At 59.2% G+C, this 14,401-nt stretch carries 14 protein-coding genes and 3 pseudogenes; 7 read left to right on the top strand and 10 right to left on the bottom strand.

Translation table 11 applies throughout. The annotated features are described in order from the left end of the window. Positions 1-410: 410 nt before the first annotated feature. The 5 genes and pseudogenes from tnpC to tnpA form a co-directional block, all read right to left on the bottom strand. Positions 411-1,877, bottom strand: a pseudogene (gene tnpC / locus ACMYR2_RS12930) (IS66 family transposase); the annotation flags it as partial. Between the two features lie 47 nt (positions 1,878-1,924). Then, positions 1,925-3,032, bottom strand: a pseudogene (locus ACMYR2_RS12925) (IS66 family transposase). 71 nt (positions 3,033-3,103) lie between these two features. Then, positions 3,104-3,463, bottom strand: a complete 360-nt coding sequence (tnpB, locus tag ACMYR2_RS12920) for an IS66 family insertion sequence element accessory protein TnpB (protein ID WP_416193050.1) — start codon at positions 3,461-3,463, stop codon at positions 3,104-3,106. Continuing rightward, complete coding sequence (locus ACMYR2_RS12915) at positions 3,460-3,627, bottom strand: hypothetical protein (RefSeq protein ID WP_009798195.1); 168 nt, start codon at positions 3,625-3,627, stop codon at positions 3,460-3,462. Before ACMYR2_RS12915 ends, tnpB begins: the two co-directional genes overlap by 4 nt. 240 nt (positions 3,628-3,867) lie before the next feature. After that, positions 3,868-3,981, bottom strand: a pseudogene (tnpA, locus tag ACMYR2_RS12910) (IS66 family insertion sequence element accessory protein TnpA); the annotation flags it as partial. A gap of 73 nt (positions 3,982-4,054) precedes the next feature. Between tnpA and ACMYR2_RS12905 the strand changes: the two are divergent. Beyond that, entirely contained in the window at positions 4,055-4,207 is a 153-nt protein-coding gene (locus ACMYR2_RS12905; RefSeq protein WP_416193049.1) for a hypothetical protein, read from the top strand. A gap of 72 nt (positions 4,208-4,279) precedes the next feature. Here ACMYR2_RS12905 and dmeF read toward each other — a convergent pair whose 3' ends face one another. After that, positions 4,280-5,194: a CDF family Co(II)/Ni(II) efflux transporter DmeF gene (gene dmeF, locus ACMYR2_RS12900; RefSeq protein ID WP_416193048.1), complete on the bottom strand. Its 915-nt coding sequence runs from the start codon at positions 5,192-5,194 to the stop codon at positions 4,280-4,282. A gap of 10 nt (positions 5,195-5,204) precedes the next feature. Further along, a complete protein-coding gene (locus tag ACMYR2_RS12895) occupies positions 5,205-5,417 on the bottom strand; it encodes a metal/formaldehyde-sensitive transcriptional repressor (RefSeq protein WP_416193047.1) in 213 nt (70 codons plus the stop codon). Between the two features lie 295 nt (positions 5,418-5,712). On the opposite strand from ACMYR2_RS12895, the gene ACMYR2_RS12890 reads away from it, so the two are divergent. Beyond that, complete coding sequence (locus ACMYR2_RS12890) at positions 5,713-6,174, top strand: AAA family ATPase (protein WP_416193046.1); 462 nt, start codon at positions 5,713-5,715, stop codon at positions 6,172-6,174. Between the two features lie 18 nt (positions 6,175-6,192). Here ACMYR2_RS12890 and ACMYR2_RS12885 read toward each other — a convergent pair. Together ACMYR2_RS12885 and ACMYR2_RS12880 are read right to left on the bottom strand one after the other, a co-directional pair. Beyond that, a protein-coding gene (locus ACMYR2_RS12885; protein WP_416192834.1) for an IS3 family transposase occupies positions 6,193-7,328 on the bottom strand; the annotation gives its coding sequence in 2 pieces (ribosomal slippage) (positions 6,193-7,058 and positions 7,058-7,328; 1,137 coding nt in all). Positions 7,329-7,478: 150 nt separating this feature from the next. Further along, complete coding sequence (locus ACMYR2_RS12880) at positions 7,479-7,850, bottom strand: hypothetical protein (protein ID WP_416193045.1); 372 nt, start codon at positions 7,848-7,850, stop codon at positions 7,479-7,481. A gap of 478 nt (positions 7,851-8,328) precedes the next feature. Here ACMYR2_RS12880 and ampH point away from each other — a divergent pair, with 478 nt between their 5' ends. The 5 genes from ampH to ACMYR2_RS12855 all read left to right on the top strand — a co-directional run bounded on the left by ampH (position 8,329) and on the right by ACMYR2_RS12855 (position 13,442). Then, positions 8,329-9,483, top strand: coding sequence for a D-alanyl-D-alanine-carboxypeptidase/endopeptidase AmpH (gene ampH, locus ACMYR2_RS12875; RefSeq protein ID WP_416193044.1), 1,155 nt, complete (start codon positions 8,329-8,331; stop codon positions 9,481-9,483). A gap of 168 nt (positions 9,484-9,651) precedes the next feature. Further along, positions 9,652-9,837 carry a hypothetical protein gene (locus ACMYR2_RS12870; RefSeq protein ID WP_416193043.1) on the top strand — a complete coding sequence of 62 codons (186 nt, stop codon included), beginning with the start codon at positions 9,652-9,654 and terminating at the stop codon, positions 9,835-9,837. Positions 9,838-10,426: 589 nt separating this feature from the next. Then, a complete protein-coding gene (locus ACMYR2_RS12865) occupies positions 10,427-11,959 on the top strand; it encodes a catalase (protein ID WP_347265240.1) in 1,533 nt (510 codons plus the stop codon). Between the two features lie 446 nt (positions 11,960-12,405). Continuing rightward, positions 12,406-13,242 carry a hypothetical protein gene (locus tag ACMYR2_RS12860; protein ID WP_347265241.1) on the top strand — a complete coding sequence of 279 codons (837 nt, stop codon included), beginning with the start codon at positions 12,406-12,408 and terminating at the stop codon, positions 13,240-13,242. A gap of 65 nt (positions 13,243-13,307) precedes the next feature. After that, positions 13,308-13,442, top strand: coding sequence for a hypothetical protein (locus tag ACMYR2_RS12855; RefSeq protein ID WP_347265242.1), 135 nt, complete (start codon positions 13,308-13,310; stop codon positions 13,440-13,442). 233 nt (positions 13,443-13,675) lie between these two features. Here ACMYR2_RS12855 and terL read toward each other — a convergent pair whose 3' ends face one another. Next, positions 13,676-14,329, bottom strand: a complete 654-nt coding sequence (gene terL, locus ACMYR2_RS12850) for a phage terminase large subunit (RefSeq protein ID WP_416193042.1) — start codon at positions 14,327-14,329, stop codon at positions 13,676-13,678. Positions 14,330-14,401: the final 72 nt, after the last annotated feature.

Here is a 14,401-nt window from a genome sequence, read left to right as displayed (position 1 = left end):
CAAGGAAACGCTTGTGGCAAACGCTGTCGATTCCCGCGGATCCAAGTTCCGGCGGCAACTAAAACGCGGTCGTCATTCTTTGCAACTATAGTGATCGGTTGCCACGCGTTGTTCATTTCAAACCTTTGTCTGTGTTGCTGATGCGACTCGGACGCGCCGGGACGGATGTCCCAGTCCGGGCGGCAGGCCGTTTCTCGCATAGCAGCTCATAGCGCGTAAGTGTGATTAGCCGCTCGCGTCGGGGACTTCATCGAGGCCAGCAGTTCAAGCCGTGCTGAAAGGCCGGACATATGACTGCACCGTTCCCGTGTGATGAGCCGTTCGAAATAGTTCTTGCCTGGCGGGGTGCTCCACATATGCGAGAAATGGATGCGTACGAATTCGTAAGCGTCTATTCCTGACACGTCATCTTAGTTGAGGATAGTTGCCGGGCGCCAGTTCCATGGCAAGAGCTGATCGAGCCGGCTCATGGGATGACCTGCCGACATGCGTTCAAGGATGTCCTTGAGATAGGTGAAGGGCTCGACGTCATTTAGCTTTGCCGTGGTGATGAGGGAGCAGACTGTGGCCCAGCGCTGAGCCCCGCCATCTGATCCGGCGAACAGGTGGTTCTTTCGTCCGAGCGTGACCGGACGAATGGCGCGTTCGACGGTGTTGGTGTCGAGCTCGATGCGGCCGTCATTGAGGAAGCAGCAAAGAGCATCCCAGCGGCTTAGGGCATAGCGAGTGGCATCGGCGAGCCCGCCGCGCGGCGGGATTTGGGCGAGTTGCATTTCGAGCCATGCTTTCATCGCCGTGACCAGAGGCAACGACTTTGATCGACGCATGCTTTGCCGTGCTTCCGCGGTCTGGCCGCGGATGGCGGCCTCGATCACGTAAAGCTCGGCGACGCGTCGCAGCGCTTCGGTCGCGACAGGCGAGGCGGTCGCCTGCTGCACCTCGTAGAACTTCCGCCTGGCGTGAGCCCAACAAGCTGCGAGCTGGATGGTGCCGCCGTCGCGAAGCCGATCGAACCCGGGATAACCGTCGACCTGAACGATGCCGCTGAAGTTGGCCAGATGAGCAGCGGGACGCTCAGCCTTGCGATCCGGACTGTAGAGATAGACCGCGGCTGGCGGATCCGGTCCGTTCCAAGGCCGGTCATCGCGGGCGTACACCCACAACCGGCCAGTTTTGGTGCGGCCGCGGCCGGGATCGAGTACCGGGATAGGCGTGTCGTCGGCGAACAGTTTCTGCGATGCAAAGATGTGTTCAGCGAGCTTGGATTGAAGGGGCTCCAGCCACCAGCAGGCGCCGCCGATCCAGTTCGCCAAGGTCGAGCGGTCCAACGTGACGCCCTGCCGGGCGAAGATCTGGCTCTGCCTGTAAAGCGGGAGGTGATCGCAGTATTTGGAGACCAGAACATGGGAGAGCAGAGCCGGGGAGGCCAGCCCTTTGGCGATCGGCCGCTCTGGTGCTGGCGCTTGATGGATAGTCCCGCAGGCCCGACAGCCATAGCGCGGCCGGCAGATTCGGATGACCCGCAGCCGCGCCGGTACATGGTCGAGCATCTCGCTCGTCGTTTCGCCGATCAGGTGCAGTATGCCGCCGCAACACGGGCAGGTTTGATGCTCAACATCGAGCCTGACATCCTCGCGGGGCAAGTGCACCGGCAGGCTCGGGCGCTCGCTTTGGGGCCTCGGGGGACGGCTCTCGGCTGGCGGAGGCGGAAGGCTAGTTTCGACGTGCGCAAGATCGGCGTTGAGGTCTTCGAAGCCGAGTTGCAACTGCTCGTCATCGAGCCGCTCAGCCCGGCGGCCGTACTGGTTGCGCTGCAGCCTCTTGATGATGAGATTGAGCCGTTCGATCTCGGCCTTCGCCTCGCTGAGGCTGACGCGCTCGGCTACCCGGGCAAAACGTAAGCGTCTATTCCTGACACGTCATCTTAGTTGAGGATAGTTGCCGGGCGCCAGTTCCATGGCAAGAGCTGATCGAGCCGGCTCATGGGATGACCTGCCGACATGCGTTCAAGGATGTCCTTGAGATAGGTGAAGGGCTCGACGTCATTTAGCTTTGCCGTGGTGATGAGGGAGCAGACTGTGGCCCAGCGCTGAGCCCCGCCATCTGATCCGGCGAACAGGTGGTTCTTTCGTCCGAGCGTGACCGGACGAATGGCGCGTTCGACGGTGTTGGTGTCGAGCTCGATGCGGCCGTCATTGAGGAAGCAGCAAAGAGCATCCCAGCGGCTTAGGGCATAGCGAGTGGCATCGGCGAGCCCGCCGCGCGGCGGGATTTGGGCGAGTTGCATTTCGAGCCATGCTTTCATCGCCGTGACCAGAGGCAACGACTTTGATCGACGCATGCTTTGCCGTGCTTCCGCGGTCTGGCCGCGGATGGCGGCCTCGATCACGTAAGGTCGAGCGGTCCAACGTGACGCCCTGCCGGGCGAAGATCTGGCTCTGCCTGTAAAGCGGGAGGTGATCGCAGTATTTGGAGACCAGAACATGGGAGAGCAGAGCCGGGGAGGCCAGCCCTTTGGCGATCGGCCGCTCTGGTGCTGGCGCTTGATGGATAGTCCCGCAGGCCCGACAGCCATAGCGCGGCCGGCAGATTCGGATGACCCGCAGCCGCGCCGGTACATGGTCGAGCATCTCGCTCGTCGTTTCGCCGATCAGGTGCAGTATGCCGCCGCAACACGGGCAGGTTTGATGCTCAACATCGAGCCTGACATCCTCGCGGGGCAAGTGCACCGGCAGGCTCGGGCGCTCGCTTTGGGGCCTCGGGGGACGGCTCTCGGCTGGCGGAGGCGGAAGGCTAGTTTCGACGTGCGCAAGATCGGCGTTGAGGTCTTCGAAGCCGAGTTGCAACTGCTCGTCATCGAGCCGCTCAGCCCGGCGGCCGTACTGGTTGCGCTGCAGCCTCTTGATGATGAGATTGAGCCGTTCGATCTCGGCCTTCGCCTCGCTGAGGCTGACGCGCTCGGCTACAAGCGAACGCACCAGCTTTTGCAGCGTCTCCACGTCGTCGGGCAGTGCGGCGAGATCGACGTTCATACGAGAAGAATCTAACTGACTCGCACCGTTCTCGCCGCATTTCTTGCATCATCGAGTCAATCGGTCGCAGATCATCCGGCAATTGCCGGACGCCAGCGTTGCTCCGGCGCGCGCCAATCGACACCTTCGATCAGCAGCAATAGCTGTGCCGAGGTCAACGACAGCGTTTCGCCAGGCGCAATGCTCGGTGGCCACAGAAAGACGCCGTGCTCGAGCCGTTTTGTGAACAGGCAGAAGCCGGTGCCATCCCAGTAGATGATCTTGATAAGGTTGGCCCTGGTGCGACCTCGGAAGACAAAAAGATGTCCGGTAAATGGATCCTGGTGCAGGACGCCTTGCACCAGCATCGCGAGACCGTCGATGCCTTTGCGCATATCGATGTAGCCCAGAGCCAGGTGCACCTTTACGTTTGGAGGAAGCAAGGCCGTCATGGCATGGCCCTCTCGGCCGCAGGTGTCGCTCCGTCGGCGATCTGCACAGTGACGAAGCCCAGCTCTTTCGCTGCGGCAACGTCCTGCTTCCATCGGCGCAGAACGCGCGGAGCGATGCCGTAGCGGCGCGAGATCTCGCTGCCGCTCGCACCGGACCGTATCATCTCTTCAAGAATCCAACGCTTGTCGGCTTCGCTGAACCGTCGCCGATGCCCTTCACGTGGTCTTGGAACAATGGGCTCCGCTGCCGCCGAGGAGGGATAAGACCCCGGACTTACGAGGGGACTTAACGGCGGACTAAGGGGAGGACTTAAGGGGCGTCGTCGATACAACAGCTTCCGCTTGGGCGGCTGTGGCTCCACTTTAAACAACGATCGCCAGTTGCCAAACGCCTTGAGCGGAATGCCTTGCGCTTCACAATATTGACGTTGATTCAAGTCGCTACGCTTCCAGGCCTCGTGATGCGCCCGCCAAAAATCCTCGCCTTGACGTCTCCACCCTCGATGTTCGCTCGTCATGCTGTTCTCTCCATCTTCAAATTGAAGACAGGAACAGATCGGGGTCGCTAACGATCGAACAAGGGTGCGAGAAATGGACGCTTACGGCAAAACAGCTTCCGGCAGCAGCGATTTCGTAAAATTCCCTGTTATTTCCCTGATAGCAGGGAATTGCGTTGCGGAGACTCGTTCGCATCTGACTGCGTCCGCCACCAATAAAATCAATGATTTAGCTGATTTTCGCTAGAACGCGCGACACCCAAAAGTGCGGTAAAGGTGCGGTCCAAAAACCCCGATAGTTACTGTTTGTCCCAGACTACTATTGCGCTTCAACCGTGATGTGAGCGAGCTCATGTATGGGCGAGAGACGAGCCCGCACAGTTGCAGTGTCAACGGGGCCAGTCACGCTGACGATTGCGGCGTGAGCACTAGGGCCGATGCGCCATATGTGCAGATCGGTAATTCTCGCATCACCCGGCCCTTCGACTTCCTGACGCACTTCTTTCTCTAAAGCGACATCCGATGTGTCCAGCAACACACCAGCAGTGGTGCCAAGCAAATTCCAGGACCACACGGCAATTACAATGCCGCCCACAATTCCCATGATCGGATCAAGCCAAATCCAGCCGAAATAGCGGCCCGCGAGCAAAGCGGCTATCGCAAGCACAGACGTCAGAGCGTCGGCGAGGACATGCAAATAGGCGGAGCGCAGATTATTATCGTGAATGTGATGCTGCTCGTCATGGTCATGATGATGGCTCGCACCGTGGTGATGCCCTCCGCTAAGTAACAAGGCGCTGGCGATATTCACGAAAAGCCCAAGCACGGCCACAAATGTAGCTTCGGTAAAGGCCACTGGCCGAGGCTCAAGAAGCCTGACAACGGACTCTACGCCAAGGCCAAGGGCTATCAATGCTAAGACGAGCGCAGAAGCAAAGCCGGCAAGGTCCCCTACCTTTCCTGTTCCGAAAGTGAACCGGCGATTTCGCGCATTTCGCTTAGCAAAGGCATATGCGGCTGCCGTGACGGTCAAAGCGCCCGCATGTGTTGCCATATGAAAGCCGTCGGCGAGGAGCGCCATCGAATTGAAAATTGAGCCAGCAATGATCTCGCCGACCATCATTAGAGCAGTGAGGACGACGACCCAAAGCGTGCGGCGGGCGTTTTCATCGTGATGGTCGCCGAGAAAAACATGCTCGTGAGTCATGGCCTCGATTTCTTGATCTGCACTCATCGAAACGCTCCTATTTGGAGTAACGGCGAATGGCGGCAATGAGCTCTTCCACACCAGCTGCGCGGGCTTCGTCGGTCAAATCGGGATGTGCAACATGCTCGCGCGCGTGAGCCTCGATTAGCTCGTCTACTAATCCGTTGATGGCACCCCGAGCACCGGCAACCTGATGCAGGATTTTTGAGCAGTCAGCATCTTCGGCAATCGCTCGCTCGATTGCGGTCAACTGTCCAGCAATCCGCCGAACGCGTGCGAGAAGTCCAGTTTTATCAGACAGTAGGTGCGACATAGGATACCTACCTATCCTATGTGGCGGTTCGGAGCAAGGGTTCAATCTGTTGCTTTCGAACCCATTGACTCGCTAACTCAGTCCGGCTCACATGGCGATCGCCTAGCAGTCAGATGGCACCTCTGACTGCCTAACTCCTCGGCGCATCGAGGGTGGTTCCGACGACTTTAACCCGTCGCTCGGAGGCTGCGCGATGCGCCGCATATCGGTCTCCGAGCAATGGAGATCGATTATGGACCAACCTTTAATCGCTAAATCCCTCAGCGAGTTCGAAACGCGCAAGATCAGGTGGCTGTTTCCGCCATTCATTCCGCGCGGCCTCATCACGACGGTTGCCGGTGACGGCGAGGCAGGCAAGTCTTCATTCATCTACGACATCTTCGCTCGCGTCACGACTGGCCAACCCATGCCGCAATTCGGCGATGTCCCTCAGCATCGAGTCCCGAGAGGCAAGATCATAGTCCTAAGCAAGGAGGACGATCCCGGCCTCATGATAAAGCCACGAATGGAAGCCGCTGGGGCTGACATGAAGCGTGTCAGAATCATAGGTCGTCAAAACGGTGGGGAATTCGACGTGATCGATCGGTTGGATCGCATGAACGAATTGGAAGCGACCATCGCTTCGACCGGCAACGTTCGCGCCCTCGTGATTGAGGTGGACCCGCTTGGTGAGACAGTTTGGCGGCCTGGCTAAGGTGGATCGGGTTCGTTTCTACGCCGCCAATTGCTCCGTCATTTCCGCCATAGCATGGACTTCGTCGGGCGTCCTGCCGGCGAAGGTCGAGTGCGGGCGTCGCCGGTTGTAATAGTCTATCCAGGAGCCGATGCCGCAGCGGGCTTGGCTTCCCGTTTCGAATGTGCTGAGGAAGACGCACTCATATTTGAGGCTGCGCCACAGTCGTTCGATGAAGACGTTGTCCATCCAGCGGCCGCGCCCGTCCATGGAGATGCGGATGCCGGCATCCTTCAGCGTCGTCGTGAAGGCGAAGCTAGTGAACTGCGAGCCTTGGTCGGTGTTGAAGATGTCGGGCCTGCCATGGCAGGCGATCGCCTCTTCGAGAGCGGCAACACAGAAGTCGGCATCCATCGTGTTCGACAACCGCCAGGCCAGGACCTTGCGGCTGAACCAGTCCATGATGGCCACGAGGTAAAGGAAGCCGCGCCGCATCGGGATATAGGTCACATCGGCACACCAAACGTGATCCGGCCGCTCGATCGCCAGGTGCCGCAGCAGGTAGGGATAGATGCGATGCTGCGGATGCGGCTCGCTGGTTCTCGGCGCCTGGTAGATCGGCGACAGACCGATCTTGCGCATCAGCCGCCGGACCCGCTTGCGACCCACGCACCAGCCCTGACGCCGCAGATGCCGGGCCATCTGCCGGGAGCCATACCAGGGCGTCTCCATGAAGGCCTCGTCGATGGTGCGCATCAGTTCGAGGTTCTCGGGCGTCTCGCCGGCGGGCTGTCGGTAGAACGACGCCCGCGAGATCGAGACCAGTTCGCACTGGCGGCGGATCGAGAGCCGGTTGTGATCGGGGTCAATCATCATTCTCCTCCGATCCAGGCTCAGCGATCGAAGGCCTTGGCCAAAAAATCCCGCTCAACGACAAGCTGGCCAATCTTGGCGTGCAGCTTGGTCACCTCGGCTTCCCGGCCGACCTGCGCATCAGCAGCCTTGTCGTCGAACGTCTTGGCCAGGTTCTCGATGGCCTGCCGTTTCCACTGCGTAATCTGGTTCGGATGAAGCTGGTGCTTTGTCGCCAGTTCCGAAATCGTCCGCTCGCCACGGATCGCCTCAAGCGCAACCTTGGCCTTGAACTCAGCCGTAAATCGTCTGCGTGTCTTCATACCGGATCGTCCTTTTCATCGGGCGATCCACCTTATGCCCCTGTCTCAGAAACCGGCACCACCTCAGTCGTCGTGGCGCAGCCGTGTAAAACTTGTCCCATAGCGCTTCCTTCGAATCGTGCGATAAGGATGCTCCATCAAAGCTTGGGACTAAACACCTAGTCTATCGAACAGCTTCAACATGCGCTTGCCTTCACGATAGAGATTCGAGACTGTGACGCGTGACAGGTGACTCCCGATTTCATCCTCATGATGTTCATACGCGTCTTCGAAGGTCGGGTACTTCAAGGCGAGGATCATCACTCGTGATCTCGTGTCCCTGATTGTTCGCATGGGATCGTTTTGGGCAGTCTCAGTCTTTTGTCGTTCGGTCTTATCGATCCATGTTCGTTCAGTCTTGGTCTTCTTCTCGTCTTTATATTTTGCATGGCGACGGGAGTCGGCCTCGCGTTCGCGCTGTCGCCGTTTGGCTCCGGGTCCGAAATAGCTGTAGTCTATTTTGTTGTCGGGAATGATAGACATTCGATCGCCTTTCCTCATTTGAAAGGCTTCGCAACGTCGCTGCAAAATATCGATTTGCCTAGCCCGCTGGCGTCGATTTTCAACAGTGTGGCGTGTCAGGGGCGGCCTTTTCGATTAAACCACTCCTCACCGTTCTGTGTAGGTGGGGCGGCGCGTGTTCAGGGCGACAATCGCCATTTTGGGCGTTGCGTTCGTGCGCAATCAAGAGGGACTTCTGCTTTCCATCGATTCGCCGAAGTGGAAACGCGAACGCGGCGGGGCGTAACCGCATTCACAGTTTTTCGTGCGTACGGATGGTCAAAGAATCCACAGTTTCCGTCGAAAAATAAGTCATTTCGCCGATTTCAAGGAGCCAGTTCCGGGTCTAATTTGATCCCGGCGATTCTCAGCGGTCCGCCAATAAGCCAAAAGGTGGCCCCCCGCGACAGGAAACCGCCTTTCATTCTTGAAGTTCGCGACGCACTGTGGAACTCCCAGCGTGGCATCGGAGGTCGGCATAGTGAAGGTGGTTCAGGCGGCCTTGGTGTCGTTGGCTATCTGCCTGTCCGTGACAGCGCCAGCATTTGCGGATGACGCGCTCCTGAAGGACATGATCAGCTTCCAGGGGCAGATTGCGTTCATGCAGATGAAGGTCCCTGGCATGGTGCTTGCCGTGGTGCGCAATGGCGAGAGCATCGTCGTTGGCTACGGCGAGCGAGCCGATGGTGCCAGCGAGCCGGACGGCGATACCGTGATCCGCGTAGGCTCCATCTCAAAGGCCTTCGCCGGACAGGCTCTCGCCAGCCTCGCCGCCGACGGCACCGTCAGGCTGAGCGATCGCCTGCAGGATCGGCTGGGCTGGCGGAATGTCATGGTACCAAAGAAGGACGGCCGCGAAATCACGTTGCTCGACCTCGCCACCCATGGTTCCGGCCTGCCCCGTGAGGTTGCGCTTGAACGCGATCCGGCGCACCCGGATTTAGTCTCGCGCGAACTGTACAAGGCTGCCCTAAAAGATCAGGAGCTTCTCTTCGCTCCGGGCACGGGGTTTCACTACTCCAACTACGCCTTCGATCTGCTCGGCGAGGCGCTCTCCAATTCAACTGGCAAACCATATGCCCAACTGCTTCAGGAGAGAATCTTTGCCCCGGCCGGGCTGAAGGATACCACCGTCCGACTGAGTGATACGCAGAAGGCGCGCCTGTTCCAGGGCCATGGACCGGATGGCAAGGCCTATCCACTGACCGAGGTCAGCGACATGCAGGCCGCCGCGAGCGGCTTGTTCTCTACCCCGAACGACATGGTGCGCTGGCTAAAGTGGCATCTCGACCGTTTCGGACGCGACGATGCCGAGATGCGCACCCTCGACCACGCTACTTATCGAGTGCGAGACGGCCTTGATCCGGTCTCGGGACTCGATGAATCCGGCCATATGGATGCGATGGGCCTCGGTTGGGTTGTGATGAACCCGGCGGGTGCGCGCCCGCTCATCCTGCAGAAGGCGGGTGGGCGACAGGGCACCCTGTCTTATATCGCTTTCTCGCCAGCGCGCGGTGTCGGCGTCTTCGTCTCGATCAACGCGTTCGACTTCGCAGCCGGAACCGCCATACCAGCCTTCACCAATGAATTGATCAGTCAGCTTGCGCCCCGCTGATGGCTTCTTGCTGAGCTCATAAGCTGTTCCCTTCCTCATTCTGGGAAGCGCTTATTAGTCAGCCCTCAGATTTAGCGACTACAGGGGGTATCGGACCATAGTATGCCTCCGGTGAGGCTTTCAATTACCCACATCTCGTACGTAGGATTTGCACCTGTTGAATTGTCTGTGATCCGCCTGCGTCGTCAGGTCCGCCTCGTCGAGCGGGACCGCCGAGCGGTGCAGATAGACCTCGCCGCGGATAACGCGCAGGCTCGTGCGGAAGGTGCGATCGACCTCGACCGCGTCGGCTCAGGCCTCCGGATCATGGTCGCGCATGGCGCGCCATTTTCCGCCATCTTTCGCCGTCGATGACGCAGGAGCCGCCCGGACTACGTCGGCGTAGTGCGGAAGGCGGTCCGTTGCGGCGATGAAGTTTGAATAGCGCGGGGCGAAGACAGCTTCCGGCCCATCTCGGCCGGCCCAAGGTGATTTCGTCCCACCTGAAAGCAGACGTTCACGGACCGAGCCCGTTTTTGCACTCACTTTTTTGAGCCGGGGAAGCGGCCGGTCGTTCTCTCTCCATCTCCTCAGCTGCTCTGAAGGGCCCGATTATGAGCACATGTTGGGCCGCTGCAGTTGCCCTGAGATGATTTGATTCTGATGCCGCTGCGATCGACATCAGTGATTTTCGTCGCCTCCAATCACCGGCATGGAGAGACTGAAATCCTTCGTATCCGGAGATTGTATCAGGCTTGTGATCCGACCTGACCATTAGCGGCCTCATGCTCGTCAGATATGGGGGGGTAGCTTGTCAGATCGCTACTCCTGAGGAAAGCCCAATCTCGTGCAAGAGTGTTGGACGTGATGCTCTTGACGCGTATCATGCTTTTCTTGCGAGCCGCCAATCCACCGCCAGCGGCCAATCTGCGCACCGCTGGCGATTTCTCGAGAGGAGTCCGTGATGGAAAAAGATGACACCAAGCGTTGCCCTGTGACCCATCTGACCACGGATTTTGGCGCGCCCGTTGTCACCAACCGCGACAGCCTGACTGTCGGTCCGCGCGGCCCTCTGCTCGCGCAGGACGTGTGGCTCAACGAAAAGCTGGCCAATTTCGTGCGGGAAGTCGTCCCTGAGCGACGCATGCACGCCAAGGGTTCTGGCGCCTTCGGCACCTTCACAGTGACAGGGGACATCGCCAAATACACCCGCGCGCGGATATTCAGTGAAGTTGGCAAGAAGACCGAGATGTTCGCTCGCTTCACCACGGTGGCCGGCGAGCGCGGCGCTGCCGACGCCGAGCGCGACATCCGCGGATTCGCCCTCAAATTCTACACCGAGGAGGGCAACTGGGACATGGTCGGCAATAACACGCCGGTGTTCTTCATCCGCGATTCACGCCAGTTTCCCGACCTGAACAAGGCCGTCAAGCGAGACCCCCGCACCAACCTGCGCTCGGCCACCAACAACTGGGACTGGTGGACGCTGGTTCCCGAGGCGCTGCACCAGGTCACCGTCGTGATGAGCGACCGCGGTATTCCCGCAAGCTACCGTCACATGCACGGCTTCAGCTCGCACACTTACAGCTTTTGGAACAAGGACGGCGAGCGCTTCTGGGTCAAGATGCACTTCCGCACCCAGCAGGGTATCAAGAACCTGACCGACGCCGAGGCCGAGGCCCTTGTCGGCAGGGATCGTGAAAGCCATCAGCGCGACCTGTACGATGCCATCGAGCGCGGCGACTTCCCCAAGTGGAAGATGTACGTCCAGGTGATGCCCGAGACCGCCGCCGAGCAGTATCGCCTGCACCCGTTCGACCTGACCAAGGTCTGGTACAAGGGAGACTACCCGCTGATCGAGGTGGGCGAGTTCGAGTTGAACAGGAATCCGGAGAATTTCTTCGCCGACGTGGAGCAAGCCGCCTTCGCGCCTGGCAACCTGGTACCCGGCATCGGAGCCAGCCCCGACCGCATGCTGCAGTCGCGCCTGTTCAACTATGCCGATGCGCAGCGTTACCGCCTGGGCGCCAACTACCATCAGATTCCGGTGAACAAAGCCCGTTGTCCGGTGCATAGCAACCATCGCGACGGCACCGGCCGGGTCGATGGCAATTACGGCGGTCTGCCGCACTACGAGCCCAACAGCTTCGGCCAGTGGCAGGGTCAACCTGAGTTTGCCGAACCGCCGTTGAAGATCAACGGCGATGCCAGGTTCTGGTCCTATCACCAGGATGACACGAACTACTTCGAGCAGCCTGGCAAGCTGTTCCGGCTGATGACGCCGGCACAGCAGGAAGCCCTGTTCGGCAACACCGCCCGCGCCATGGGTGACGCGCCGGAGTTCATTAAGTTCCGCCACATCCGCAACTGCAATGCGGCCGATCCAGCCTACGGCGCTGGCGTGGCCAAGGCGCTAGGCATCGACCTGGGCAAGGCCCTTGCCTCCAAGGAAGCTGATCCGATGTTCGGCAGCCCCTTGGTACCGTTGCCCGCCTGAGACCCGCCGTTCGGGTGCGACGCAATGTCTTGATCCAGCGCCCCGAGCCCGAGGTGGCGGACGAGGAGCGCGAGACGCTTGAGTATGGCGCGATCGGATCCCAGTCTCTCCAGATAAAAGACTTTGGCCACATCACGGTTTGAACACGGGTAACGCATGAGCCAAGTCGCTGATGACGTTCAGTGCGGCGACGTCACAAATAGGCGCCCTTTCAACGAGAGCCGCGATATGCGATCCGATTGCGCGAAGCGAAATCGCTTCATCAGCTTTCCCGTTGGTGTCGCGGCATGGCTCGTTATCGTGTGTTGGGGGCTTGCGACCTGCTGTGGCCTTGTGGCTTGGCCCGCGCACGGTCTGGCGCAAGGCGCCCTTCCAACCGCGCGGTATCCAGTCGGCATGACACAGGTTGAATATGTGGCCGATGACGGCAGGAAGCTGAACTATATATGCTGATCTATCCGGCCGCGCCGGATGAAGGCGCCCGGCCGTTCAAGGTATTCCTGTCCGACAACCTGCATCTCCATAAGGATGCCCCGGTTGCGACCGACGGACTCAAGCATCCGCTGGTCGTGTTCTCGCACGGGGCCGGCGGCAACGGCTCAGGCTACGCTTGGTTCGGCGAGTATCTGGCTTCGCACGGATATTTCGTCGCCATGGTCTATCACTACCGGGCCAATACGTTCGATTCGAGCGCGCTGTACCTTCGCAACAGAATCTGGCAGCGGCCACGCGACATCAGTCTCGACATCACTCACCTGCTGCAGGACAAGGTTTGGGGACTGCACATCGACCCCGATCGGATCGGCATCGCGGGACATTCGCAAGGCGGCTTCACGACACTGTGGATCGGCGGCGCGACCGTCAATCCCGACCTGTTTCTCGCGTATCAGCGACGATGGAAAGAGAACGAGTCACTGCCGGCCTATTTGCGCGAGCAAATGCAGGTCGACGCTGAGTCCGCGCGTGACTTGCGCGACGGGCGGGTCAGGGCGGCCTTTGCCATGGCTCCGGGCGACATTCAGGGATTTGGCATGGACGAGGCCGACCTTCGCCGGATAGCCATCCCGGCCTACATCATTGTCGGTGCCGGCGACACCACGACACCGCCGAAGGAGAACGCCGAATTTGCAGCCGAATACATCCCGCACGCCCGACTAGACATCCTGCCCGGGCCGGTTGGCCATGAGACATTCACCAATGAGTGCGACCAGATTGGGCGGGACAACTATCCCGAAGCATTCAACGGAAAAGCACCTTACGAGATCCTCCGCGAACGGCTATAATCCAGGGGCGGATGTCTCATAAGTGCGCTGACATTACACTTTGTCCCCATGAGCGGGCCGAGACTGTGCCAGAAGACAACGCCATCGACGAGCCGGGCTTGTTCGGCAACTGCAACACGGTCTGCGCGCCCAAGGTCCCGGTATGGCGCACAACCATCGAGCGGCTGCAGCGCACGTTTCCAAAATACAACTCGGTCTGAGCTGACTAGCCGAGGTTCTCGATAGATAAGATAGATGAGGCTCGCGGACGATGTCCGCGAGCTCATTACGTCAGAGATATCTCGCCCACCTCATCGAGGTGTCATAACTGGTGATCTCATAAGCTAGCGCTTGAGTGGGTCTGCTTTTGTCGCAGTGTCGATGCCTTGAATGACCACGGTATCAAGGTGCTTGTGGCGTCAATATCTCGTAGCGTCAGCCCAAGGCCGTCTCACTACCATCTGTGTGCCATCGCATATCGGAGCATATATGAATCGGTGGTCCCTGAAAGGACGTCGGCGATCACCCCAGGGTCATAGCCATCCTTGAAAGCTAACGCTTGGCTCAAACTGTCCACCTGATCCGAGTAGGGGCTTTCGGGAAAGCTGAGAATCTCTTCGAGAAAGACTTTCAGCCAAGGAGCCTGTCGTGGAAACCAGACGCGGCCAGCGGTGAACATGGCTTGCTGGGTGAACAAGCGAACACGCTTGTCCTGATCCGGTTTGATCAATTGAATCGTGGCCGGTCGAACTGTGTCCAGTTCGGCCGCGAGCGCTGGTCCCGTTGATGCACCCTTAATGAGAATGTATCGAGGTTTGTGCTCGGCTGCGAGCGAGAGCGCCATGTCCCGCAGAGCAGGGAAGTTCAGTTTCAGTCGGCAAATATGCTTGAGGTAGAAATTACCATTCTGGATGAGCCAGGTTGTGCATACGCTATATGAATTCGTAAGTCCATCTTTGGAAGCTGTGTCCCAACCTTGAATGATAAAGGATTTCTCAGTATGCTCTGGAAGTTCGTCGTAGTAGCAAAACCACTCTGGATCCAAAAGCGCGCCTTCGATCTGGACTGGCTGTTGCTGATACTGGGCCGAGAACTGAACCGGTCCCATTGAGTCCCGCTGCAATTTCAGTGCGGCTTCAGATTCGAAGGCGGGGTATAGTACCTCTCCGATTTTACGCGC

It is taken from the genome of Nitrobacter sp. TKz-YC01 (assembly GCF_047824785.1).
In the GTDB taxonomy this organism is placed as follows: domain Bacteria; phylum Pseudomonadota; class Alphaproteobacteria; order Rhizobiales; family Xanthobacteraceae; genus Nitrobacter.
The sequence above is the reverse complement of the archived record's forward strand: the minus strand, read 5'-3'. Positions and strand labels throughout refer to the sequence as shown.